Annotated in this window: 18 protein-coding genes; 12 read left to right on the forward strand and 6 right to left on the reverse strand. The window is 71.3% G+C overall.

Annotation, left to right across the window (positions count from 1 at the left end; all coding sequences use genetic code 11):
* Window positions 1-85 precede the first annotated feature (85 nt).
* Window positions 86-958 carry a siderophore-interacting protein gene (locus tag OHA11_RS38680; protein WP_266504413.1) on the reverse strand — a complete coding sequence of 291 codons (873 nt, stop codon included), beginning with the start codon at window positions 956-958 and terminating at the stop codon, window positions 86-88.
* A 107-nt stretch (window positions 959-1065) separates the two neighbouring features.
* On the reverse strand, window positions 1066-2013 hold the full coding sequence (locus OHA11_RS38685; RefSeq protein WP_266507750.1) for a 5'-3' exonuclease: 948 nt from the start codon (window positions 2011-2013) through the stop codon (window positions 1066-1068).
* 268 nt (window positions 2014-2281) lie between these two features.
* On the opposite strand from OHA11_RS38685, the gene OHA11_RS38690 reads away from it, so the two are divergent.
* From OHA11_RS38690 to OHA11_RS38705, 4 genes are all read left to right on the forward strand, one after another.
* A complete protein-coding gene (locus OHA11_RS38690) occupies window positions 2282-3370 on the forward strand; it encodes a glycine betaine/L-proline ABC transporter ATP-binding protein (protein ID WP_266504415.1) in 1089 nt (362 codons plus the stop codon).
* On the forward strand, window positions 3363-5978 hold the full coding sequence (locus OHA11_RS38695; protein ID WP_266504418.1) for an ABC transporter permease/substrate binding protein: 2616 nt from the start codon (window positions 3363-3365) through the stop codon (window positions 5976-5978). Before OHA11_RS38690 ends, OHA11_RS38695 begins: the two co-directional genes overlap by 8 nt.
* Before the next feature lie 422 nt (window positions 5979-6400).
* Window positions 6401-6967 (forward strand): helix-turn-helix domain-containing protein, encoded by a 567-nt coding sequence (locus OHA11_RS38700; protein WP_143635589.1) that lies wholly within the window; start codon window positions 6401-6403, stop codon window positions 6965-6967.
* Between the two features lie 22 nt (window positions 6968-6989).
* Window positions 6990-7709 (forward strand): helical backbone metal receptor, encoded by a 720-nt coding sequence (locus tag OHA11_RS38705; RefSeq protein ID WP_266504419.1) that lies wholly within the window; start codon window positions 6990-6992, stop codon window positions 7707-7709.
* Here OHA11_RS38705 and OHA11_RS38710 read toward each other — a convergent pair.
* Window positions 7636-8829 (reverse strand): TDT family transporter, encoded by a 1194-nt coding sequence (locus OHA11_RS38710; RefSeq protein ID WP_266504422.1) that lies wholly within the window; start codon window positions 8827-8829, stop codon window positions 7636-7638. The two genes, OHA11_RS38705 and OHA11_RS38710, sit on opposite strands and share 74 nt — an antisense overlap.
* Window positions 8830-8899: 70 nt before the next feature.
* On the opposite strand from OHA11_RS38710, the gene OHA11_RS38715 reads away from it, so the two are divergent.
* On the forward strand, window positions 8900-9892 hold the full coding sequence (locus OHA11_RS38715) for a LysR family transcriptional regulator (RefSeq protein ID WP_266504424.1): 993 nt from the start codon (window positions 8900-8902) through the stop codon (window positions 9890-9892).
* Window positions 9893-10378: 486 nt separating this feature from the next.
* Window positions 10379-11353, forward strand: a complete 975-nt coding sequence (locus OHA11_RS38720) for a phosphotransferase family protein (protein ID WP_266504427.1) — start codon at window positions 10379-10381, stop codon at window positions 11351-11353.
* On the opposite strand, the gene OHA11_RS38725 is transcribed toward OHA11_RS38720, so the two are convergent.
* Window positions 11322-12002: a gamma-glutamyl-gamma-aminobutyrate hydrolase family protein gene (locus tag OHA11_RS38725; protein ID WP_266504430.1), complete on the reverse strand. Its 681-nt coding sequence runs from the start codon at window positions 12000-12002 to the stop codon at window positions 11322-11324. The genes OHA11_RS38720 and OHA11_RS38725 overlap by 32 nt on opposite strands.
* Before the next feature lie 163 nt (window positions 12003-12165).
* A complete protein-coding gene (locus tag OHA11_RS38730; protein WP_266504432.1) occupies window positions 12166-12900 on the reverse strand; it encodes a FadR/GntR family transcriptional regulator in 735 nt (244 codons plus the stop codon).
* Window positions 12901-12977: 77 nt separating this feature from the next.
* Between OHA11_RS38730 and OHA11_RS38735 the strand changes: the two genes are divergently transcribed.
* The 4 genes from OHA11_RS38735 (at window position 12978) to OHA11_RS38750 (ending at window position 17578) form a co-directional block, all read left to right on the forward strand.
* Window positions 12978-14342 carry a glutamine synthetase family protein gene (locus OHA11_RS38735; protein ID WP_266504434.1) on the forward strand — a complete coding sequence of 455 codons (1365 nt, stop codon included), beginning with the start codon at window positions 12978-12980 and terminating at the stop codon, window positions 14340-14342.
* 11 nt (window positions 14343-14353) lie between these two features.
* Window positions 14354-15760 (forward strand): aldehyde dehydrogenase, encoded by a 1407-nt coding sequence (locus tag OHA11_RS38740; protein ID WP_266504436.1) that lies wholly within the window; start codon window positions 14354-14356, stop codon window positions 15758-15760.
* Window positions 15757-16548: a 3-oxoacyl-ACP reductase gene (locus tag OHA11_RS38745; RefSeq protein ID WP_266504438.1), complete on the forward strand. Its 792-nt coding sequence runs from the start codon at window positions 15757-15759 to the stop codon at window positions 16546-16548. The genes OHA11_RS38740 and OHA11_RS38745 overlap by 4 nt, the downstream gene beginning before the upstream one ends.
* 61 nt (window positions 16549-16609) lie before the next feature.
* Window positions 16610-17578 carry a DUF2510 domain-containing protein gene (locus OHA11_RS38750; RefSeq protein WP_266507753.1) on the forward strand — a complete coding sequence of 323 codons (969 nt, stop codon included), beginning with the start codon at window positions 16610-16612 and terminating at the stop codon, window positions 17576-17578.
* A gap of 120 nt (window positions 17579-17698) precedes the next feature.
* Here the strand turns inward: OHA11_RS38750 and OHA11_RS38755 are convergent, their stop codons facing one another.
* Window positions 17699-18901 carry an amino acid deaminase/aldolase gene (locus tag OHA11_RS38755; RefSeq protein WP_266504441.1) on the reverse strand — a complete coding sequence of 401 codons (1203 nt, stop codon included), beginning with the start codon at window positions 18899-18901 and terminating at the stop codon, window positions 17699-17701.
* 1262 nt (window positions 18902-20163) lie between these two features.
* On the opposite strand from OHA11_RS38755, the gene OHA11_RS38760 reads away from it, so the two are divergent.
* Together OHA11_RS38760 and mycP are read left to right on the forward strand one after the other, a co-directional pair.
* Window positions 20164-21432 carry a hypothetical protein gene (locus tag OHA11_RS38760; protein WP_266504443.1) on the forward strand — a complete coding sequence of 423 codons (1269 nt, stop codon included), beginning with the start codon at window positions 20164-20166 and terminating at the stop codon, window positions 21430-21432.
* A complete protein-coding gene (gene mycP / locus OHA11_RS38765; RefSeq protein WP_266504445.1) occupies window positions 21429-22604 on the forward strand; it encodes a type VII secretion-associated serine protease mycosin in 1176 nt (391 codons plus the stop codon). The genes OHA11_RS38760 and mycP overlap by 4 nt, the downstream gene beginning before the upstream one ends.
* Window positions 22605-22611: the final 7 nt, after the last annotated feature.

Below are 22611 nucleotides of genomic sequence, written 5' to 3' on the forward strand. Positions count from 1 at the left end.
TTTTGCGGCTCCTCCCCCACTCTCGGCTTCGCTCGAGCGGGGGGACCCCCATCGTGGGCGCGACCAGCTACAACGAACCCGCAGACTACGCACCGGCCTCCTGCGGAGCAACGGGCGGAGCAGTCGGCGGAGCCTCCTGCTCCGCCTCCACCCGCGCGTTCCAGTCCCGCTTCGCGGCCTGCCACCCGTCCTCGTTGTGCCCCAGCCGCCAGTACCCGGAGATGGAGAGATCCTCACGGGCGACCTCGTGCTCGACGCGGAGCAGTCCGCGAAGCTCCTTCACGAACGCGGCCTCACCGTGCACGAACGCGTGCACCCGGCCCTCGGGGAACGAAAGGCCCCGCACGGCCTCGACCAGCGCCTCGCCGATCGGCCGGTCACCGCGGTGCAGCCAGACGACCTCCACATCGGAGTCGATCTTCTGCTCCTCCTCCGGCCCCGAGACCTCCACGAAGGCGTGCACCAGCGCGCCGTCGGGCATCGACTCCAGCGAGGCGGCGATCGCGGGCAGCGCGCTCTCGTCACCGGCCAGCAGATGCCAGTCGGCCTCGGGATCGGGGGCGTACGCCCCGCCGGGGCCGAGGAACCGGACGACCTCGCCCGCCTGGACGCGCGTCGCCCACGGTCCGGCGAGACCCTCGTCGCCGTGGATCACGAAGTCGAGCGTCAGCTCCAGCAGTTCGGGATCCCAGGCGCGCACTGTGTACGTGCGCGTCACGGGCCACTGGTCGCGCGGGAACTCCTCGCGGATCCGGGACATGTCGAAGGGCTCCGGATAGGTCACGCCCTCGGCGCCGAACAGCAGCTTGACGTAGTGGTCGGTGCTTGTGCCCGCGGTGAATTCGGCGAGGCCGTCGCCGCCGAGGACCACACGCTGCATGTGGGGCGTGAGCCGCTCCGTGCGGACCACGCTCGCGGTGTGGGACTTCGGAGCCCTGCGGGCCGGACGCTCTGCCATGACAGCCTCCCGATTTAACTTAGGCTAGCCTAAGTTAGCATCTCGCCGGCCACTCGCGCCCCCTCTTGAGGAACCCGATCACCCTTTCTCGGGATCGAGTCACTGATTCACCTGCCGAGTGTCGACAGCAGTCGCGTCAGTGAGCCACCCAGGCCCCACTGTGTCGCGAGCTCCTCCAGAGCTGCCGGATCGCGCGGCGCGTGGGGCAGCGCGGTGGTCACGTCCGGCAAGGGTACGTCTCCGGCCACCCGGACGACCTTGGGGGCGACGGCGAGGTACGGCCGGGACTCGTCGAGACGCTTGCGCTGCGACGGCGTGAGCCTGGCCTTCGGGTCGTCGACCGCGGCCATGATCCCGGCCAGGTCGCCGAACTCGGCCAGCAGTTTCGCCGCCGTCTTCTCACCGATGCCCGGCACGCCCGGCAGGCCGTCGCTCGGGTCGCCGCGCAGCAGCGCCAGATCCGCGTACCCCGCGCCGTCGACGCCGTACTTCTCGCGCAGCCAGGTCTCGTCCGTGAGCTGGAGCATGCCGACGCCCTTGAGCGGGTACAGCACGCGCACCTCCCGCTTGTCGTCGACCAGTTGGTACAGGTCGCGGTCGCCGGTGACGATGTCGACCGGGCCCGTGGCGCGGCCGGCGAACGTCCCGATCACGTCGTCCGCCTCGTACCCCTCCACGCCCACGCGCGCGATGCCCAGCGCGTCCAGGACCGCCTCGATGACCGGCACCTGGGGCGAGAGCGTGTCGGGCACCTCCTCCTCGTCCGGCCCGGTCTCGGTCTCCTGGGCGACACGATGCGCCTTGTACGAGGGGATCAGGTCGACCCGCCACTGCGGCCGCCAGTCCGCGTCCATGCAGGCGACCAGGTCGTCCGGGCGGTGGTCCTTCACCAGGCGGTCGATGAATTCGAGCAGGCCCCGCACGGCGTTCACCGGTGTGCCGTCCGGGGCCCGCACGGAATCCGGGACCCCGAAGTAGGCCCGGAAGTACAGGGAAGCGGTGTCGAGGAGCATGGTTCGCCGGGGCTGCTGCGTCTGCTGCGTCACGCTTCGCATCATGCCGTACGCCACTGACAGTCACCGTCCGGCGCGGAGAGCGGGCGGAAGCGGATGCCCCGGCCTGTCGGATGTAAACGCCTTGTGAACTGGGACACGGTCGCGTTTGCGCCATCGGGGCGGGGGCAGGCGCCGGGGCGGAGCGAACCCGGTCGCATTTTCAACCACACCTGACATATGCGCACCGGACGAGCGGGCGGAACCCGCATCGCTCCACGGCCCGCCGGCGGGGGAGGCGGGCCGTCTTCGTTCTACCCGAGAGGTACTTGTGTCATCCAGGCTGCAGGCGGAACAGCTCTACAAAGTGTTCGGCAGACGACCCGGCGAGGCGGTCGAGCGACTGCGCGGGGGAGCCGACCGTGAGGAACTGCGCGCCGACGGCACCACCGCCGCGGTGATCGACGCGTCCTTCACGGTGGAACCGGGCCAGACCTTCGTCGTCATGGGTCTGTCCGGATCCGGCAAGTCCACGCTGCTGCGCATGCTCAACGGGCTCCTGGAGCCCACCGCGGGTCACGTGCGCTTCGACGGCCAGGACCTGACCGCGCTGAGCGCGCGTGAACTGCGCGAGGTCCGCTCGAAGAAGATCAGCATGGTCTTCCAGCACTTCGCGCTCTTCCCGCACCGCAGCGTCCTGGAGAACGCCGCGTACGGCCTGGAGGTACAGGGCGTGCCGCGCGCCGAGCGCCAGGAGCGTGCCGCCAAGGCCCTGGAGCTTGCGGGCCTCGCCGGCTGGGAGAAGTCCTGGCCCGACGAGCTGTCCGGCGGCATGCAGCAGCGGGTGGGCCTCGCCCGGGCGCTCGCCACCGACGCCGACCTGCTGCTGATGGACGAGTCCTTCAGTGCGCTCGACCCGCTGATCCGCCGCGACATGCAGGACCAGCTGATCGAGCTCCAGAAGAAGCTCAAGAAGACCATCGTCTTCATCACCCACGACCTCAACGAGGCCATGCGCCTGGGTGACCGCATCGCCGTCATGCGCGACGGCCGCATCGTCCAGATCGGCACCGCCGAGGACATCCTCGTCCGCCCCGCCGACGACTACGTCGCCTCCTTCACCCAGGACGTCGACCGGTCCCGCGTACTGACCGCCGCCTCCGTCATGGACGCGCAGACGCGCGGCGACGAGGCGGACTGCGGCTGCCCGACCGCCGCGCCCGGAACGTCCTTCGGCGAGCTGTGCGCCATCAGCGCCCGCATCACGCATCCCGTCGCCGTCGTCGACAAGGAGGGCACGCTCGTCGGTGTCGTGCCCCGGCAGCGGCTCGTCGGCTTCCTCGGTGACGAACAGGGCGAACCCGCACCGTGCGACACGCCCCGCGACAAGGTTGTCAAGGCGGTGAAGGCCGGTGCCTAGGGTCCCCTTCGGCGACTGGGTCAACGACACGGTCGACTGGCTGCTCAACCACATGGCGTGGCTCTTCGACTTCCTCAAGACCGTCTTCCTGGGGGCCTACGACGGCATCAACGCCGTACTCCAGGCCCCTGAGCCACTCCTCCTCGCGGGCATCTTCGCGGTCGTCGCGTTCTGGCTGCGCGGCACGTCCGCCGGTGTCCTCACCTTCGTGGGATTCGCCTTCATCGACTCCCTCGAACTGTGGGAGAACGCGATGGTGACCCTGTCGCTCGTCCTCGTGGCGACGATCATCGCGCTCGTCATCTCCGTGCCCGTGGGCATCTGGGCGGCGCGCTCGGACCGGGTCAGCAGCATCGTCCGCCCCGTACTCGACTTCATGCAGACGCTGCCCGCGATGATCTACCTCATCCCGGCCATCCTGTTCTTCGGCACCGGTGCCCCCGCGGGCATCGTGGCCACCCTGATCTTCGCCCTCGCCCCCGGCGTCCGCATGACGGAACTGGGCATCCGCCAGGTCGACAAGGAGCTGGTCGAGGCCGCCGACGCGTTCGGCACCACCCCCGGCAACACCCTGCTGCGCGTCCAGCTGCCGCTCGCGCTGCCCACCGTCATGGCCGGCGTCAACCAGGTCATCATGCTGGGCCTGTCGATGGCCGCCATCGCGGGCATGGTCGGCACCGGCGGCCTCGGCGGCGACGTGAACGAGGCCATCGGCCAGCTCAACGTCGGCCTCGGCTCCGAGGCGGGCGTCGCCATCGTCATCCTCGCCATCTACCTGGACCGCATGACCAGCGCCCTGGGCACCCAGGTCTCGCCCCTCGGCCGCCGCACCGCCGCCAAGCTGCGCGCCACACAGGGCCTGAAGATCTGGTCCTACCGGCCCCGGCCCTCCGTGGCCGTCATCGGGGTCGTCGTGCTCGCGCTCGTCGCGGGCGGCATGGGCATCTTCGGCTCCGGCGACAGCGAGACCACCGCGTCCGACGCCGGGAACGTCGGCCAGGGCAAGAAGATCAGCATCGGCTACATCCCCTGGGACGAGGGAGTCGCCTCCACCTTCCTCTGGAAGGAGATCCTGGAGCAGCGCGGCTTCGAGGTCGACGCCAAGCAGTTCGACGCCGGCCCGCTCTACACCTCGCTCGCCCAGGGCGACATCGACTTCGAGACCGACTCCTGGCTGCCGACCACGCACGAGCAGTACTGGAAGAAGTACGGCAAGCAGCTCGACGACCTGGGCTCCTGGTACGGCCCGACGTCCCTGGAGCTGAGCGTGCCCGCCTACATGACGGGCATCGACTCCCTGGAGGACCTCAAGGGCAAGGCGGGCGAGTTCGACGGCAAGATCACCGGCATCGAGTCCAGCGCCGGAATGATGGCCATGCTCAAGACCAAGGTCCTCAAGGAGTACGGGCTCGACAAGGAGTACAAGGTCGTCGACAGCTCCACGCCCGCCATGCTGGCCGAGCTGAAGCGCGCGTACGCCAAGAAAGAGCCGTTCGTCGGCACGCTCTGGTCGCCGCACTGGGCGTACAGCGAGTACAAGCTGAAGAAGCTCAAGGACCCCAAGGTCGCCTGGGGCAAGGGCGACGGCGTGCACACGCTCTCCCGCAAGGGCTTCGCCCAGGACAATCCGGTCGTCGGCAAGTGGCTCAAGAGCTTCAGGATGACCGAGAAGCAGCTGACCAGCCTTGAGGCCGAGATCAACAAAGCCGGCAAGGGCAAGCAGCAGGACGCCGTACGCACCTGGCTGAAGAGCAACCCCGGTGTCGTCGACAAGCTGGCCCCCGTCGAGGGCTCCTCGGCCGGCACCCCGGCCGAGGCGAAGCGCACGGTGGACGTCGCCTGGTTCCCCTGGGACGAGGACGTCGCCGTCACCTACCTGTGGAAGAACGTGCTGGCCCGGCGCGGCTACAAGCTGAACCTGAAGCAGATGGACGTCGGCCCGGTCTACACCGGCCTGGCCACCGGCGACATCGACCTCAACTTCGACGCCTGGCTGCCGTACGCGCAGGCGAACTACTGGGACAAGCACAAGAACAACCTGCGAGACCTCGGCACCTGGTACGAGCCGACGTCCCTGGAGATCGCCGTTCCCTCGTACGTGAAGGACGTCAAGTCCCTCGCGGACCTCAAGGGCAAGGCCGGCACCTTCGACGGGAAGATCATCGGCATCGAGCCCGGCACCGGCGAGATGAACCTCCTCAAGACGAAGGTCCTGCCGGGCTACGGCCTGGACAAGGAGTACGAGGTCGTCGACGGCTCCACGCCCGCGATGCTGGCCGAGCTGAAGCGCGCGTACGCCAAGAAGGAGCCCGTCGCCGTCGTCCTGTGGTCCCCGCACTGGGCCTACAGCGAGTACGAGCTCACCAAGCTCTCGGACGAGAAGAAGCTGTTCGGCGAGGGCAACACGATCCGGACGATCTCCAGCAAGACGTTCCCCGAGCAGTACCCGCAGCTCACGAAGTGGATCAAGAACTTCAAGATGAGCGAGGACGAACTCGGCAGCCTGGAGAGCGAGATCAAGGACCGCGGCCAGGGCCACGAGGAGGAGGCCGTCGCCGCGTGGCTCAAGGAGCACCCGGACATGGTGGAACGGATGACTCCGCAGTAAACACGTCTCCTGTGGGGGCCCATTTCCGAAAACGGGCCCCCACGCGCGCGTGACGTGACGATCACGCGCGGACGAGCCACCGCGAGGGGTGGGCAGCGCCATACGGCGAGGCCCACCCCTCGCTGCGTACCTGTGCATACGACCCGGGCAATGTCCACGCAGACCTTTCGGTACCGTGCACCCGCCGCGACGGCCGCGCCGGCTCTCCCACCGGCCCGAACCGTGTCGGTCGCTCACGCGATCGGTGCGGCGATGTTTACAGCGATGTGACGGGCGCATGAAACGGTTTGCCGAACACCCGTAGGGTGCAGACAAGACATCAAGAACTCGCGAGAAATTGGCGTGTGGACACAAGACAACGCCGCCGCCGCACCGTATGCACCGAGCAGCGCACCGACGACGCACAGGGGGGAGCCGAAGCGATGGACGAGAACAAGGAAACCCTTCGGGTGGGCGCGGCCGTCCGGCGGCGGCGCCGGGCACTGGAGCTCACACTCGCCGTTGTCGCCGAGCGCAGCGGCCTGTCGGTGCCCTTCCTGAGTCAGGTCGAGAACGAGCGGGCGCGGCCCAGCATGCGTTCCCTCCAACGGGTCGCCGACGCCCTGCACACCACCTGCGTCGAGCTCCTCGCCGCCGCCGACCCGGCGCGCAGCGTCGACGTGGTGCGCGCCGACGACTCCGAGTTCACCCACGAGCCCCGAGTGCGCCCCCTGGTGCGCGGTCACCACCAACTGCACGCCATGGAGTTCTCCGGCGACCACGACGCGGGCCGCGAATTCCAGCACCGCAACGACGAGTTGATGTACGTCGCCGACGGCGCCGTCGAGGTCGAGGCGGAGGGCCGCGCGTACCGCCTGGGACGCGGCGACACGCTGCATCTGACGGGCGGCGTACGGCACCGGTGGCGGGCGACCGACGCGGACACCCGCGTACTGATCGTCGCGGTCGCCGACCACATCGAGGCCGTGGAGGACGATCCACGCCGATGACCGGCATCCGGAGTGCTCGGCCATGAGGGTGGTGTCCCTGGTCCCGTCGCTCACCGAGGCTGTCGCCGTGTCCGCGCCGGGGGTCCTGCTCGGGGCGACCGACTGGTGCAGCCATCCGGCCGGCCTCGATGTCGTACGCGTCGGGGGCACCAAGAATCCGGACGTCGAGCGGATCGTCGGCCTCGCGCCCGATCTGGTGATCGCCAACGAGGAGGAGAACCGCGAGCCCGACCTGACCGCCCTGCGGAAAGCGGGGATCGAGGTGCTCGTCACCGAGGTACGGGACGTGCCGGGGGCCTTCCGGGAACTGGAGCGGGTGGTGCGCGCGTGCGGGCTCCGGAGGCGGCCACGGTGGCTGGACGAGGCCGAGGAGGCGTGGCGGGACCTGCCCCGCCCGACGAGGCGGCTGCGCGCCGCCGTGCCGATCTGGCGGCGACCCTGGATGGTGCTGGGGCGGGACACCTTCGCCGGGGACGTACTGGCGCGGCTGGGCGTCGACAACGCGTACGCGAGCCATGCCGAACGCTATCCGCGCGTCCCGGTCGAGGAACTGCGCGCCGCCGACCTCGATCTGGTCGTGCTGCCCGATGAGCCGTACCGCTTCACGAGCGACGACGGCCCGGAGGCGTTCCCGGGCGTGCCCTGCGCGCTGGTCGGCGGGCGCCATCTCACGTGGTACGGACCGTCGTTGACGGAAGCTCCGCGCGTGCTCGGCGAGGCGCTGCGAGCAGCCGTCCGCTGACCAGGCCGCGAGCCGTGTGGACGGCGGCCACCGCCCAGGCCGCGAGGAGCAGGGTGTACAGGGCGACCGTGAGCCCGTCGTAGACCACGAGCCCGGTGTGCCGCGCCAGCCCCTCGGCGCCCGTCACACACGTACCGACCGGGAAGGTGAACGCCCACCAGGTCATGCTGAAGGCCATGCCCCGGCGGCGGGCTCGCAGCACCAGGGCGGCGGCCAGCGCCAGCCAGAGCAGCGCGAAACCCATCACCGGGACGCCGTAGAGCACCGCCAGGACGGCGAAGCCCTGGTCGTACGGGGCGGGCACCACCCCCGGGGCGGCGACGGCGAACTTGTCGACGGCCGTCGTGGACTGGCCCAGCGGGCCCAGGACCAGGAACAGGGTCGGGGTGAGCGCGAGCGGCAGCGGACCGCCCGTGACGAGCCGGGCGAAGATCATCGGCAGCATCACGAGCGTGGCCAGCAGGCTCAGCCCGAACATCGCGAAGCAGGCGAGCAGCAGGGTCGCGCGGGCCTGGCCGGCCGGGAGATGCGGTACGAGCAGCGGGCCGAGCGCGGCGGAGACCATCGGCGCGACGAGGGGGAGCAGCCACACCGGGGTGGCCTGGGACGGGTCCCTGCGGTGACGTACGACCATCAGGTACGGGACGGCCACGGCCGCCGCCAGGCCGACCAGGGTGCCGGTGGAGAAGAGCACGGCGTCCAGGGCGACCGCCGCGGGTGTGCCGATCCAGTCCTGCCCGACGACGAGGGCGCCGCCGCCCACGGCAAGCAGGGCCATGGAGAGGCAGCCGTAGAAGGGCGCCATCGCCGGGTCCAGGAGGTGGGCCCGGGCCTGGTCCCGGTGGTGGGTCCAGTGGGCCGTCCGGGCGGCGAGCAGGACGACGAGCAGGGTCAGGGCGAGCGCCCACGTCGCGGTGCAGAGCGTGCGCAGGCCAGGGATGTCCACGGGGAGGCCGGCCCCGGCCGTGGCCACGATCGCCGTACCCATCACCGGGGCGTACCAGTTGGGACCGAGGTGACGGACGGGCGACGCCTTTGCCTTTGTGGGGCGGGCGTGGTGCGTGGTGGCGAGCGGGTGGGCCGGGTGGGCCGGGTGGACCGGGTGGGCTGCGGTGGCCATGGTTTCACCGTGCCTCGGTGGACGGGGGCTCGCCAGGGAGTGCCGGTCTATGAGGACATAAGGTGGGCTTATGAGCCGCGATGACCGGACGGATGACTGGACCGATGGCGGGACCGGTGACCAGGGGGGTCGCGAGACGGCCTCCGCAGTGGGGGCGGCGTCCACGCCGGGCGGCGGGCTGTCGCACCGGGTGCCCGATCTGGGTGCGCTGGAGCTGCTGCTCGCCGTGGCGCGGCTCGGGAGTCTGGGGCGGGCGGCCCGGGAGGTCGGGATCACGCAGCCGGCCGCCAGCAGCCGGATCCGGTCCATGGAACGGCAGTTGGGGGTCGCCCTGGTGGACCGGTCGCCCAGGGGGTCGCAGCTGACCGACGCCGGGGCGCTCGTGACGGACTGGGCGCGGCGGGTGGTGGAGGCGGCGGAGGCGTTCGACGCGGGGGCGCAGGCGTTGCGGGACCGGCGGGACTCTCGGCTGCGGGTCGCCGCGAGCATGACGATCGCGGAGTATCTGTTGCCCGGGTGGTTGATCGCGCTGCGCGCGCAGCGGCCGGACACGGCGGTGTCGCTGATCGCCGGGAACTCGACGGTGGTGGCCGAACGGGTGCTCGTGGGTGAGGCGGACCTCGGGTTCGTGGAGGGGGTGTCCGTGCCGAGCGGGCTCGACTCCGTGGTGATCGCGCACGACCGGCTGATCGTGGTGACCGCGCCCGGGCATGCGTGGGCGCGGAGGCGGCGGGCTCTCGATGCGGGGGAGTTGGCGGGGACGCCGTTGATTCTGCGGGAGAAGGGGTCGGGGACGCGGCAGGTGCTGGATGCGGCGCTTGGCGGGCTGGCCCGCCCTCTGATCGAGCTGTCCTCGACCACGGCGGTCAAGGCGTCCGCGGCGTCCGGGGCGGGGCCGGCGGTGCTGAGTGAGCTGGCGCTCGGGGAGGAGCTGTCCGCTCGTCGGCTTGTGGAGATTCCTGTGGAGGGTGTTCTGCTGAGCCGGGATTTGCGGGCTGTGTGGCCTGTGGGGCATCGGCCTACTGGGCCTGCGCGGGATTTGTTGGCCTTGACTCGGGGGTAGGGCGAGGTTCGTTTTCGGGTGCGGGTTCGTTGTGGCTGGTCGCGCCCACGATGGGGGTCCCCCCGCTCGAGCGAAGCCGAGAGTGGGGGAGGAGCCGCACAATGTGACAGCCCCGCGCCCCTGGGTTGGTGGGGGCTCGGGCTCGTCTCTCGGGTGCGGGGACGCGGCGGGACGTGCGTCCGCAGCCGGTGACGTAAAGCGCGGTTGCCGCACGGGAACTGCCCACTTGTGTCGTCGTACGCTGCGGACACACATCCCGCCGCGTCCCCTCGGCCGGGTGGTGGGTCACCGTTCCGACCGGGCGAGGGCCGCGGGGATCGGCGGAGCTCCCTCGGACGACGCGCACGCGATGAGGTCAAAGGGGGGACTGTGCGATCAGCCCCCACTCAGCCGCGCTCGATACGTGGCCGGAGGCGCCCCCCCCGTGGCACCCGTGGTGGTTAATGCGGTGGCGATGGGGCGCGTCCGGGGCGGACGATGTGGGGCATGTCGATGAGCGCACCACCGGCGACAGGTATCCGCACCCCGTGGGGAGAGGTCCCCGAGCCGGTGAGGCACGCTGTGGCGGAGTTGCTTGGCTCCCCTGTCGTAGAGGCGGTCACGCAGACCGGCGGATTCTCGCCGGGGCCGGCCGCGCGAGTGAGGACCGCGGAGGGCCGACGGGGATTCGTCAAGGCGGTGAGCGGCGAGGCGAACCCGGACAGCCCGACCATGCACCGGCGCGAAGGAAGGAACGCTGCCGCTCTGCCCGCCGAAGTCCCCGCACCGAGGTTTCTCGGAATGTACGACGACGGGAACTGGGTGGCGCTGGTTTTCGAGGACGTCGACGGGCGTCAGCCTCATGTGCCGTGGGACAGGAGGGAGTTGGCAGGCGTTCTGGACGCCGTCGGGCAGCTGAGCCGCACGCTCACGCCGTCACCCGTGGACGTCCCGCCGGTCGGCGAGGGCCTCGCGGAGGACTTCCGGGGCTGGCTGGAGATGCTGGACGAGGGGGACAGGGGCGAGGGCCTGGACCCCTGGACCGTACGGAATCTCCCCGCGCTCGCCGAACTCGCCGCACCCTGGGCCGAGTTCGCCTCGGGGGACACGCTTGCCCATGGTGACCTCCGCGCCGACAACATCCTCCTCACGGGACCCGAGCGCGGACCGCACCGCGTGCTCTTCGTCGACTGGCCCCACGCCCGCCTGGCCGCCCCCTGGTTCGACCTCATGGTGATGCTGCCGTGCGTCCGCGCACAGGGCGGCGCCGACCTCGAAGTGCTGTTCACCGAGCACCCGTTGGGGAGGGAAGCGGATCCGGCCGGAGTGACGGCCACCCTGGCGGCGCTGGCGGGGTACTTCGTCAGACAGTCGCGGCAGCCTTCGCCGCCCGGCCTGCCGACGCTCCGGGCGTTTCAGCGGGTCCAGGGCGACGCCGCCCTCGAATGGCTCAGGCAGAGGCTCGGATCAAGCCCGACATGACGCGTGTGTCCTCGGCCATCTCGGGGTGCCACTGGACGCCCAACACCCAGGTGGGGCCCGGGAGTTCGATGGCCTCGATCGTGCCGTCCGTTGCGTGGGCGGAAGGGGTGAGGTTCTTGCCCAGGCGGTCCACTGACTGGTGGTGGTAGGTCGGTACGGATGTTTCCTCGGGGATCAAGTCGGCGTAGCGGGAGCCCGGGACCGGCTTGACCGTGTGGTGGCCGAAGACGCCCACTGTTTGGGCGTGTCCGTCGATGTGCTGGACGAGTGTTCCGCCGAGCGCGACGTTCAGGAGTTGCATTCCGCGGCAGATTCCGAGGAGTGGGGTGCCGGAGGCCAGCGCGGCGTCTATCAGGGCCAGTTCCCAGCTGTCGCGGGCGCGGGCCTCGGGGCCGCATCGTGGGTCGCGGGCGGCGTTGTAGCGCGACGGGTCCACGTCGGGGCCGCCCGCGATCACCAGGCCGTCGAGCCGGGCCACGGTCTCGGCGGCGCGGGCCGGGGCGTCCGGCGGCAGCATCGCGGCCAGGCCGCCCGCCGACTGGACCAGTCGTGGGTAGCCGGCCGGTAGCAGCGTCGCCTCCAGCTCCCATGCGCCCCAGCGTGCGGACTCCAGGTATGTGCTGACTCCGATGAGTGGCCTGCCTGTCATCCCCCACGCTCCCTGTGTGTCGTGCGTCCCTCGGGAGAGGTCGTTGAGACCCTCGGGAGAGGTCGTTGAGATGAGGCTAATAGATCGGTCCCATACCTTTACAGGGTGCCCTGATCTTTACGGAAGGTGCCTTGTGTGGCTTTGTGGCGTGCCTCGTGGATTCCTATGCCAGGAAGCCGCGCAGCAGCGCCGCCGTGCCCGCGCAGTGTTCGCGCATCATTTCGCGGGCTCCGTCCGCGTCTCCGTCCAGTACCGCCTCGATCAGTGCCTCGTGCTGGCGCTGCGAGTGTTCCAGGTTCCGGACCAGCAGCGGGATGCAGTCGAGCAGGTCGTTCACCGTGGCGCGGACGGCCGCGTACTGGGCCGTGAGGGTCGGTGAACCGCACAGCTCGGCGAGGGTCAGGTGGAGGAGGGTGTCCAGGCGTCTGTAGTCCGCCAGCGGGGCGTCCTGGGTGTGGGTCAGGGCCTCGCGCAGGCGGGTCGACTGGGCGGGGGACAGGCCGTGTGTCGCGCAGAGGCCCGCCGCGCCCACCTCCAGGACCTCGCGGAAGCGCAGGACGTCCTCGATGTCCACCTCGTCGATTCGGCGGCGCAGCTCCGCCTCGCCGGGGGCGTCGGTCCGGGGGAGGACGAACGTGCCGCCGTAGCGGCCGCGTCTCGACTCGACCAGGCCCTGGTCCTGGAGGACCTTCAGGACCTCGCGCAGCGTCACCCGGCTGATCCCGAGCCGGTCCGCCAACTCCCGTTCGGCGGGCAGCCGTTCGCCCCCGGGCACCAGACCGAGTCGGACGACCTGGAGGATCTGCTCCAGGGCCTCCTCGAAGCCGTTGCCCGCGCGCACCGGACGCAGGACCGGCGTCAACCGGTCGTTCGGGTCGTGTGGATCCGGCTGCGACATCTGGCGGTACCCCCTTCCCAAGCAATGGTTCTCGGCAATACCTTATGGCTCTCGGCTGACCGAAGGAGGCCTTTCCCGTGGCAGACCGCACACCACCGCTCAGCGTCGAGGAATTGCACGCACTCGTCGCGGGCGGCGAGATCGACACGGTCGTCCTGGCTTTCCCGGACATGCAGGGTCGGCTCCAGGGCAAGCGGTTCGCCGCGCGCTTCTTCCTCGACGAGGTCCTGCACCACGGTACGGAGGGCTGCAACTACCTCCTCGCGGTCGACACCGACATGAACACCGTCGACGGGTACGAGATGTCGTCCTGGGAGCGGGGGTACGGCGACTTCGCCATGCACCCGGATGTGAGTACGTTGCGTCGGGTTCCGTGGAACGCGGGTACTGCGATGCTCGTCGCTGACCTGGCGTGGGGCGACGGCTCGCCTGTCGTGGCCGCGCCTCGGCAGATCCTTCGGCGGCAGCTGGAGCGGCTCGCCGAGCACGGGTTCACCGCGCAGGTGGGGACCGAGCTGGAGTTCATCGTCTTCAAGGACACGTACGAGCAGGCCTGGGACGCGAACTATCGCGGGCTGACGCCGGCGAATCAGTACAACATTGACTATTCGGTTCTCGGGACCGGGCGGATCGAGCCCCTGTTGCGGCGTATTCGCAATGAGATGGGCGCCGCCGGGCTGATCGTCGAGTCCGCCAAGGGCGAGTGCAATCCCGGTCAGCACGAGATCGCGTTCAAGTACGACGAGGCTCTGGTCACCTGCGACCAGCACGCCATCTACAAGACCGGGGCCAAGGAGATCGCCTCCCAGGAGGGCGTCTCGCTGACCTTCATGGCCAAGTACAACGAGCGCGAGGGCAACTCCTGTCACATCCACCTCTCGCTCGCGGACGCCGACGGCACCAATGCGATGGCGGGCGACGGGGTGGGCGGGATGTCGCAGGTCATGCGGTACTTCCTCGCCGGGCAGCTCGCCGCGCTCCGGGACTTCTCGCTGCTCTACGCGCCCAACATCAACTCGTACAAGCGGTTCCAGCCGGGGTCGTTCGCGCCGACCGCTGTGGCCTGGGGGTACGACAACCGGACGTGCGCGCTGCGGGTCGTCGGGCATGGGCGCTCGATGCGGTTCGAGAACCGGCTTCCGGGTGGTGACGTCAATCCGTATCTCGCCGTCGCGGGGCTCGTCGCGGCCGGGCTGTACGGCGTCGAGCACAAGCTGGAGCTGCCGGAGGCCTGTGCCGGGAACGCGTACACCTCGGGGTACGAGCATGTGCCCACGACGCTGCGCGAGGCCGCCGAGATCTGGGAGAACAGCGCCATCGCCAAGGCCGCCTTCGGTGATGAGGTGGTGGCGCACTACCGCAACATGGCGCGCGTCGAGCTGGACGCGTTCGATGCCGCGGTGACCGACTGGGAGCTCCGCCGCTCCTTCGAACGCATGTGAGAGGTTCTTCGTTGTCGCACACGCCTTCTCAGGCCGCTGAGCATGAGCTCCTGGTGCTCAATCCGGCCACCGAAGAGGTCATCGCCACTGTGCAGGGTGCCGGCGTCGCGGACGTCGACGCGGCCGTCGTACGGGGCGCGAAGGCGCAGGTTCGGTGGGCCGCCCTCGCGCCCGGCGAGCGGGCGCGGTTGTTGCGCCGGTTCGCCGTCGTCGTCGATGAACATCTGGAAGAGCTCGCCCAGTTGGAGGTCCGGGAAGCCGGGCACGTCGTCGGCAACGCCCGCTGGGAGGCGGGCAATGTCAGGGATCTGCTCGACTATGCGGCCGGGGGTGTGGAGCGGCTCACCGGGCGGCAGATTCCGGTGGCGGGTGGTCTCGATGTGACCATTCTCGAACCGTTGGGCGTGGTGGGGATCATCGCGCCCTGGAATTTCCCGATGCCCATCGCGGCCTGGGGTACGGCTCCGGCGCTCGCGGCCGGCAACGCCGTCATCCTGAAGCCCGCCGAGACGACCCCGTTGACGGCCCTGCGGCTGGCCGAACTCGCCCTGGAGGCGGGGCTGCCGGAGCATCTCTTCCAGGTGCTCCCGGGGGCGGGCCAGGTCACCGGAAACGCGCTGGTCGAGCATCCCGGAGTCGCGAAGATCGTCTTCACGGGGTCAACAGGCGTGGGCAAACAGGTGTTGGCGAAGGGGGCGGCGCTCCTCAAGCCCGTCACCCTCGAACTCGGCGGCAAGAGCCCCAACATCGTCTTCGCCGACGCCGACATCGAGGCCGCCGCGGTCGCCACCCCCATGTCCTTCCTCGACAACTCCGGTCAGGACTGCTGCGCCCGCAGTCGTGTTCTCGTCCAGCGGTCCGTCTACGACCGATTTCTCGAACTCCTCGCCCCGGCGATCGAGTCCGTCGTCGTCGGTGACCCGGCCGACGAGAAGACCGCGATGGGACCGCTGATCTCCAAGGCCCAGCTGGTGCGCGTACGGTCGTACGTCACCGATGCCACCGACAGTGCGGTCGGCATCCGGGGCACCGCCCCCGAAGGCCCCGGCTTCTGGTTCCCGCCCACCGTCCTGACCGGAATCGAGCCCCACGCGCGCGTGGCCGTCGAGGAGGTCTTCGGTCCCGTCGCCGTGGTCCTCCCCTTCGAGGACGAGGCCGACGCGATCCGCCTCGCCAACGCCACCGAGTACGGCCTGTCCGGTTCCATCTGGACCCGGGACGTGGGCCGCGCCCTGCGCGTGTCGAGCGCCGTCCGCGCCGGGAACCTCTCCGTCAACTCCCACTCCAGCGTCCGCTACTGGACCCCGTTCGGCGGCTTCAAGCAGTCGGGCATCGGCCGCGAACTCGGCCCGGACGCCCTGGCCGCCTTCACCGAAACCAAGAACGTCTTCATCAGCACGGAGGGCCCCGCACAGTGAGCGCATCGACCGACGACATCATCTGCCGCCGCCTGGTCGGCCGTACCGCCGTCATCACCGGTGCCGGCAGCGGCATCGGCCTCGCCACCGCGCGCCGGCTCGCCTCCGAGGGCGCCCACGTCGTCTGCGGTGACGTCGACGAGCCCCGGGGCAAGGCCGCCGCCGAGGAGATCGGCGGCGTCTTCGTGAAGGTCGACGTCACCGACCCCGAGCAGGTCGACGCGCTGTTCAAGACCGCGTACGACACCTACGGGTCCGTCGACATCGCCTTCAACAACGCGGGCATCTCACCGCCCGACGACGACTCGATCCTGGAGACGGGCCTGGAGGCCTGGAAGCGCGTCCAGGAGGTCAACCTCACGTCGGTGTACCTGTGTTGCAAGGCCGCGATCCCCTACATGCGGCAACAGGGCAGGGGCTCCATCATCAACACCGCGTCGTTCGTGGCCAGGATGGGTGCCGCGACCTCGCAGATCTCGTACACCGCCTCCAAGGGCGGCGTGCTCGCCATGTCCCGTGAGCTGGGCGTGCAGTTCGCCCGCGAGGGCATCCGCGTGAACGCCCTGTGCCCCGGGCCGGTCGACACCCCCCTCCTCCAGGAACTGTTCGCCACGGATCCGGAGCGGGCCGCGCGCCGCCTCGTGCACATCCCGCTCGGGCGCTTCGCGAAGGCCGAGGAGATCGCCGCGGCGGTCGCGTTCCTCGCCAGCGACGACTCCTCGTTCGTCAACGCCACGGACTTCCTGGTGGACGGCGGAATCTCGGGCGCGTACGTGACGCCCCTGTAGGTCTGTTGAGGAGGCGGCCATGTGCCGGGCGCCGGGCGGCGCCTAGAGTGCCTGGATGAGCATGACGCCCCCGCCCGGCTGGTACCGGGACCCCTCCGCCCCGCACGTGGAGCGCTGGTGGGACGGGACCGCCTGGACCGAACACCGGCGCACCCCCGAGGCACCGACCCCGCAACAGCCGTACAGCCAGCCGCAGTTCGCGCCTTCGACGCCGACGGTGCCACTCGGGACCGGCGGCTTCGGCGGCCCCGGCGGCGGCTCCGGCGGTGGCTCCGGCCGTGCGAAGGCGATCGTCCTCACCACGGCGGCGGTCGTCCTGGTCGCCGCGATCGTCACGGGCGCCGTCGTCCTGAGCGGGGATGACGGCGACCCGCAGACGCGGACCGCGCCGACGTCCGCGCCCACGAGCGACTCGCCCGCACCCTCGGAGTCCGCCTCGGAACCGTCCGCCGACGACCCCTCCGTCGTCGTGGACGAGCTCAACGGCATCACCCTGCCCCTCCTCGACGGCTGGGCCAGAGCCGAGAACGTCACCGAGACCGACATCATGATGACCACGCCGGGGACGTACGACTGCCCGGGCGACGACGGCCTCTGCCGCCACGGCACGGTCATCTCGCGCACGGTGACCGCGAACGACGAGAAGTCCCCCGAGGCTCTCGCCAAGGACGACATATCCGAGGCGGCCGACCGGGCGTACGACCGCGACAAGCTCAACCAGCGCCCCTTCCACGGCATCACGTCCCACGAGCTGGTCGGGCAGGGGCCGGTGGCGGTCGCGGGGCGCACCGGGTACTTCGTGCGCTGGCGGGTCAAGACCGAGGTGGGGCCCGGCGGTTACGTCCAGTCGATGGCGTTCCCGTCCAGCGTCGGCTCGGAGTCGCTCGTCATGGTGCGGTACGCCTTCGACGCGGGCGAGGAGGGGCCGCCGCTCACCGACATGGACCGGATCACCAAGGGGATCCGGCCGGTGGGCGACGCGGGTACGAGCGGCGGCGTGGGCAGCAGCATCGGCCCCACCACCCAGTAGCCGACCTCGACTTCCCGGGCCAAGGTCGGCTACCGGCTACCGGCTACCGGCTACCGGCCATTGGCCATCGGCCGTTGGTCATCGGGCATCAGCCATCGGCCGTTGGTCATCGGGCATCGGCTAGAGGAACGTGTGGCCTTCCCCGCGATAGGTCGGGACCGTCGCCGTCACCGCGTCGCCCTCCACGAGGTGCAGCGCGTCGAACCGCTCGCACAGCTCCCCGGCCTTCGCGTGCCGGAACCACACCTTGTCGCCGATCAGCAGATCGTCCGCGGGCGAGCCGAGCAGCGGCGTCTGCACCTCGCCGGCCCCCTCCTGGGAGTCGTACCGCAGCCCCTCGGGCAGGTACGGCTCGGGCGACCGGTCGGGGCCCGCGACGCCCGACGCCGGGTAACCGCCGCCGAGGACGGTCACGACACCCACCCCCGGCCTGCGCACGACGGGCTGCGCGAAGAGCGCGGCCGGACGCCCGCTGAACGACGTGTAGTTGTCGAAGAGCCGCGGCACGTACAGCCCCGACCCGGCCGCGATCTCGGTCACCGCGTCCTCGGCCGCGGTGTGCTGGACGCTGCCCGTGCCACCGCCGTTGACGAACTCCAGGTCCGGCGCGACCGCCCGTACCGCCCGCACGACGTCCGCACGGCGCTGGGCCAGCTCCTTGCGGGCGGTGGCCTGCATCAGCCGGATCGCACGGGAGCGCACCGGCTGCCCGCGCAGGGCGTCGCCCACCCCCGCGATGTGCCCCTCGTACGCCATGATTCCGACGAGCCGGAAACCGGGCGTACGCGCGACCGTACGGGCCATCTCGGCGAGCTGGGCGGGGGAGCGCAGCGGCGAACGGCGGGCGCCGATCCGGATCCGGCCGCCGAGCATCCTCAGCGCCGTGTCCAACTCCAGGCAGACGCGCACCTCTTCGCGTCCGCCGTCCCGGGCGTCGTCGATCAGCCTCAGCTGCGCCGGGTCGTCGACCATGACGGTCACCGCGGCCGCGAGCTTCGGATCGGCGGCGAGCTCCGCGTACGCCTTGCGGTCCGTGGACGGATAGGCGAGCAGTACGTCCTCGAAACCGGAGCGGGCCAGCCACAGCGACTCGGCGAGCGTGAACGACATGATCCCGGCGAAGCCGTCCCGGGCGAGGACACGTTCGAGCAGGGCCCGGCAGCGCACGGACTTGCTCGCGACGCGTATGGGTTTGCCTGCCGCCCTGCGTACGAGATCGTCCGCGTTGGCGTCGAAGGCCTCCAGGTCCACGATCGCGACGGGTGCGTCTAGGTGAGCGGTGGCCCGGTCGTAGCGGGCGCGGTCAGCGGCGCGGGCAGTCATGGACGAAGCCTGCCAGACCTGATTACCGCAGGGTAGGGGGACGTTCCGGGCAGATGCCCCGGGCCTGTGGACTGGTTCCCACTCGCACAGCGTCAACCCGTAGAGTGACGCGCACGCAAGCAGGGAACGGGTCCGAGGGGTTCCTTCGGCGGGCCGGTCGCCGGGGCCGAGGAAACGGGGGGTGCATGAGCACGGAAGCGCGCCGCGCCTCCATTCCTCCACGGCCCTCGACGCCCCCCGATCCGCCCGCGGCGGAGAGCGCGGGAGAGCGGTCCGAGGGGTCCGAGGGGCCCGGAAGTACAGGACCTGGAAATACAGGGCCGGGAAACGCGGCGCCTGGAACTACGGGGTGTGGAACTACGGGGTCTGAAACTACGGGGCTCGGGCATCCGCGTACGCCGTCCGGTCGCGCCGCCTCCGGTGCGGCCGAGAGTTCGGACCGTCGGCCGGGGCGTGGCTCCGTCGGCCCTGAGAACCCCGGGTACGCCGAGCGCGGGTCCGAGGCCGCGGGTGTTCCGGCGGGACCGGAGCGCACCGACGCCGACAGCACGGACGACTCCCTGCCGAGGCGCGCTCCCTCGGACGCACCGCTGAGGCCCGGCGTCGCGGAGGCTCGGCCGAGCTCCGGCGCCCCGGCCACACCACGACGGCCGTACGTGTCCGACGGGGCCGGTCCCCGAAGCACGAACTCGGCCGCCGCACCCGAGTTCCCGAACCTCCGTCCCGCCGGCGAACGGCGGCACACACCGGAAACGCTCCCGCCTCCGCGTGCTTCGGCACGCTTCCCGGACGCGCCGCCGTCCGACACGGGTGCCCTGCCACGGCTGGACAAGCCGTCCGTTCCCCCGCGTCCGGCCACCGGACCGCGCCCCGCGCCGGCGGGCGCGGAGGGTGCGGCTCGCTCGCCGCGTCCTCCGGCCAGGGACCCCGAGGCGACCCCAAGGCGTGCCGAACAGACGGGAGTTCCGCCGCGTCCGGCGGGGGATCCGCGCGCCCCGAGAAGGAACGCCGCGGACACGACCGAGGTCCCGCCGCGCCCCGCGAACGCACCGGGAGCGACGGGAGCGCCAGGAACAACGGGAACAACGGGGACGACGGGGACGACGGGAACGGCCGACCGGGGCCCTCGGGGCATGGACGGTCCGCCGCGTTCCGCGAACGCATCAGGAGCGACGGGTACGACGGGAACGACGGGAACAGCTGACCGCGGTACGCGGGCAGCGGACGGTCCGCCGCGCCCCGCGGCCGCCCCCCGCGCCCCGATGACGAACAACGGCGAGGGCAGGTCCGCCCCGCCCCGTCCCGCCACCGAGCCGAGGACGGGCGGCAAGGGCACTTCCCAGGAGCGCCCCGGCCCCGGTCTGCCCCTGCGTCCGTTCGCCCCGCCGCGGCCGACGACTCCGGCGCCCCGACCGGACACCCCCGAGCGCCGCGTCGCGCCGCCGTCCGGTCCGGGCGCCGCGGAACGTCCGGCCAGGCCGCCCGTGCCGCCGCGGCCGACTACCTTCCATCCCTCCGCACCGCGAACCGGCGCACCCTGGGAAACCCCGTCGGAGACCACCACCAGGCTCCGGCCCCTCCAGGCCGACCCGCCCGCGGCGCCAGGCACCGGCACCCCGCGCAACGACATCCACCTGTCCAGCTCGGCGGAGTCCTTCACGGATCCCTTGCCGCACGCCACCCGGCCCCCGGACCCGGCACACCGGCCCTTCGTCTCCCTCGCGGCTCCCGACACGTACGACAGCGACACCGCCCACCAGCGCACGGCGGGCGCCCGGCCGCGCCCCCGCCTCGCGACCGTCGCGGCCTGCGTCGTGCTGGGGCTCGGGCTCATCGGCGGTGCGGTGACGGGCAGTTGGCTGTCCGGCGACAGCGGGGACGGCGCCGCGACGCCGAGCGCGTTCACGACGGCCGGGGAGCTGTGGCACAGCATCCCCGTGGACCAGCTCTTCCCGCCCACCGTCGACGGCGAGGGCGCGGGCCCCGGTGGCGCCGACCGCGTGTGGACCCGTATCGCCGTGGCCCCGGACAGTGGCTGTGAGGACGCCTTCGACACCCTCCTGCGCAAGGCTCTCGCCCCCGCGGGCTGTCTGCGCCTCCTGCGCGCGACCTACACGGACGCCACCCGCAGCCACCTCACCACGGTCGGCCTGCTGTTCACCAAGGCGGACGCCGCGGTCATGGGCACCCTGCGCACCCGGTTCAAGACGCAGGGCCTCGACCGGCGGAGCGACCTCGTCCCCCGCCCGTACGCGGCGCGGGGCACCCTCGCCGCCGGGTTCGGCGACGCCCAGCGCGCGTCCTGGACCGTGTCGGTCGTGGCCGACGCCCCGGTCGTCGTCTACGCGGTCTCCGGTTTCGCCGACGGCCGTACGGTCCCCGAACCGCAGCCCGCCGAGGACGCGATGAAGGCCGACGCCACCACGCCCCCCGCCCAGGCCGGCCTAGGCCACGACGCACGGGGCCTCGCCGACCGCGTCGAGCGAAGCCTCCGCAAGACCGTCAACTCGGCCACGGAGAAGCCGTCATGAGCCGCAGCGCACTGCCCCGGAGGGGGCTCGTGGTCGGTCTCCTGGCCGCCACGCTCACCCTCCTCCCCGCGACCGCCGCCCACGCCGACGGCATCCGCGCCAAGCAGTGGGCCCTCGAAGCGATGCACACGCGGGAGGCGTGGCAGGCGACGAAGGGCGAGGGCATCACCGTCGCCGTCCTCGACACGGGCGTCGACGACGAACACCCTGACCTGGCGGGCAACGTCCTCGCAGGCCGGGACATGGTCGGCTTCGGCGCCGGCCGCGGCGACCGCCCCTGGGCCCGCCACGGCACCGCGATGGCGGGCATCATCGCGGGGCACGGACACGGCGTGGGCAACGCCGACGGAGTCATGGGAATCGCCCCCGAGGCGAAGATCCTCCCCGTCCGCGTGATCCTCGAAGACGGCGACTCCGCCCGCGCCAAGGCCCGCAACACCCGCGGGAACGCCCTCGCCGAAGGCATCCGCTGGGCCGCCGACCAAGGCGCCGACGTCATCAACCTCTCCCTCGGCGACGACTCCAAGTCCGCCCACCCCGAAGCTTCCGAGGACGCCGCCGTCCAGTACGCCCTGAAGAAGGGCTCCGTCGTCGTCGCCTCGGCCGGCAACGGCGGCGAGAAGGGCGACCACATCTCGTACCCGGCGGCCTACCCGGGCGTCATCGCCGCGACCGCCGTGGACAAGTACGGCACCCGCGCCTCGTTCTCCACCCGCCGCTGGTACGCCACGGTCAGCGCGCCCGGCGTCGACGTCGTCATCGCCGACCCGGACCAGAAGTACTACGAGGGCTGGGGCACCAGCGCCGCGTCGGCCTTCGTCTCCGGCGCCGTCGCACTCGTCAAGGCGGCCCACCCCGGCCTGTCGCCGGCCCAGATCAAGCAACTCCTGGAGGACACGGCCCGCGACGCCCCCGCCGGCGGCCGCGACGACTCCAGGGGCTTCGGCTTCGTGGACCCCGCGGCAGCCATCAAGACCGGCGCCCGGCTGAAGCCCGAGGGCCTGACCGCGGCGGCCCACGACAACAAGTACTTCGGCAAGGGCCCCGACACCGCCGAGGAGGAGAAGTCCACTTCGGCCTGGGTGGGCCCGCTGGCCGGCAGCACCGGCGGCGTCCTCCTGGTGGTGGCCATCATCCTCTGGCGAGGCAGCAGAAGGCCAACCGCCCGGTAGGGTGCGC

The sequence above is a fragment of the Streptomyces sp. NBC_00878 genome, assembly GCF_026341515.1.
GTDB lineage: Bacteria > Actinomycetota > Actinomycetes > Streptomycetales > Streptomycetaceae > Streptomyces.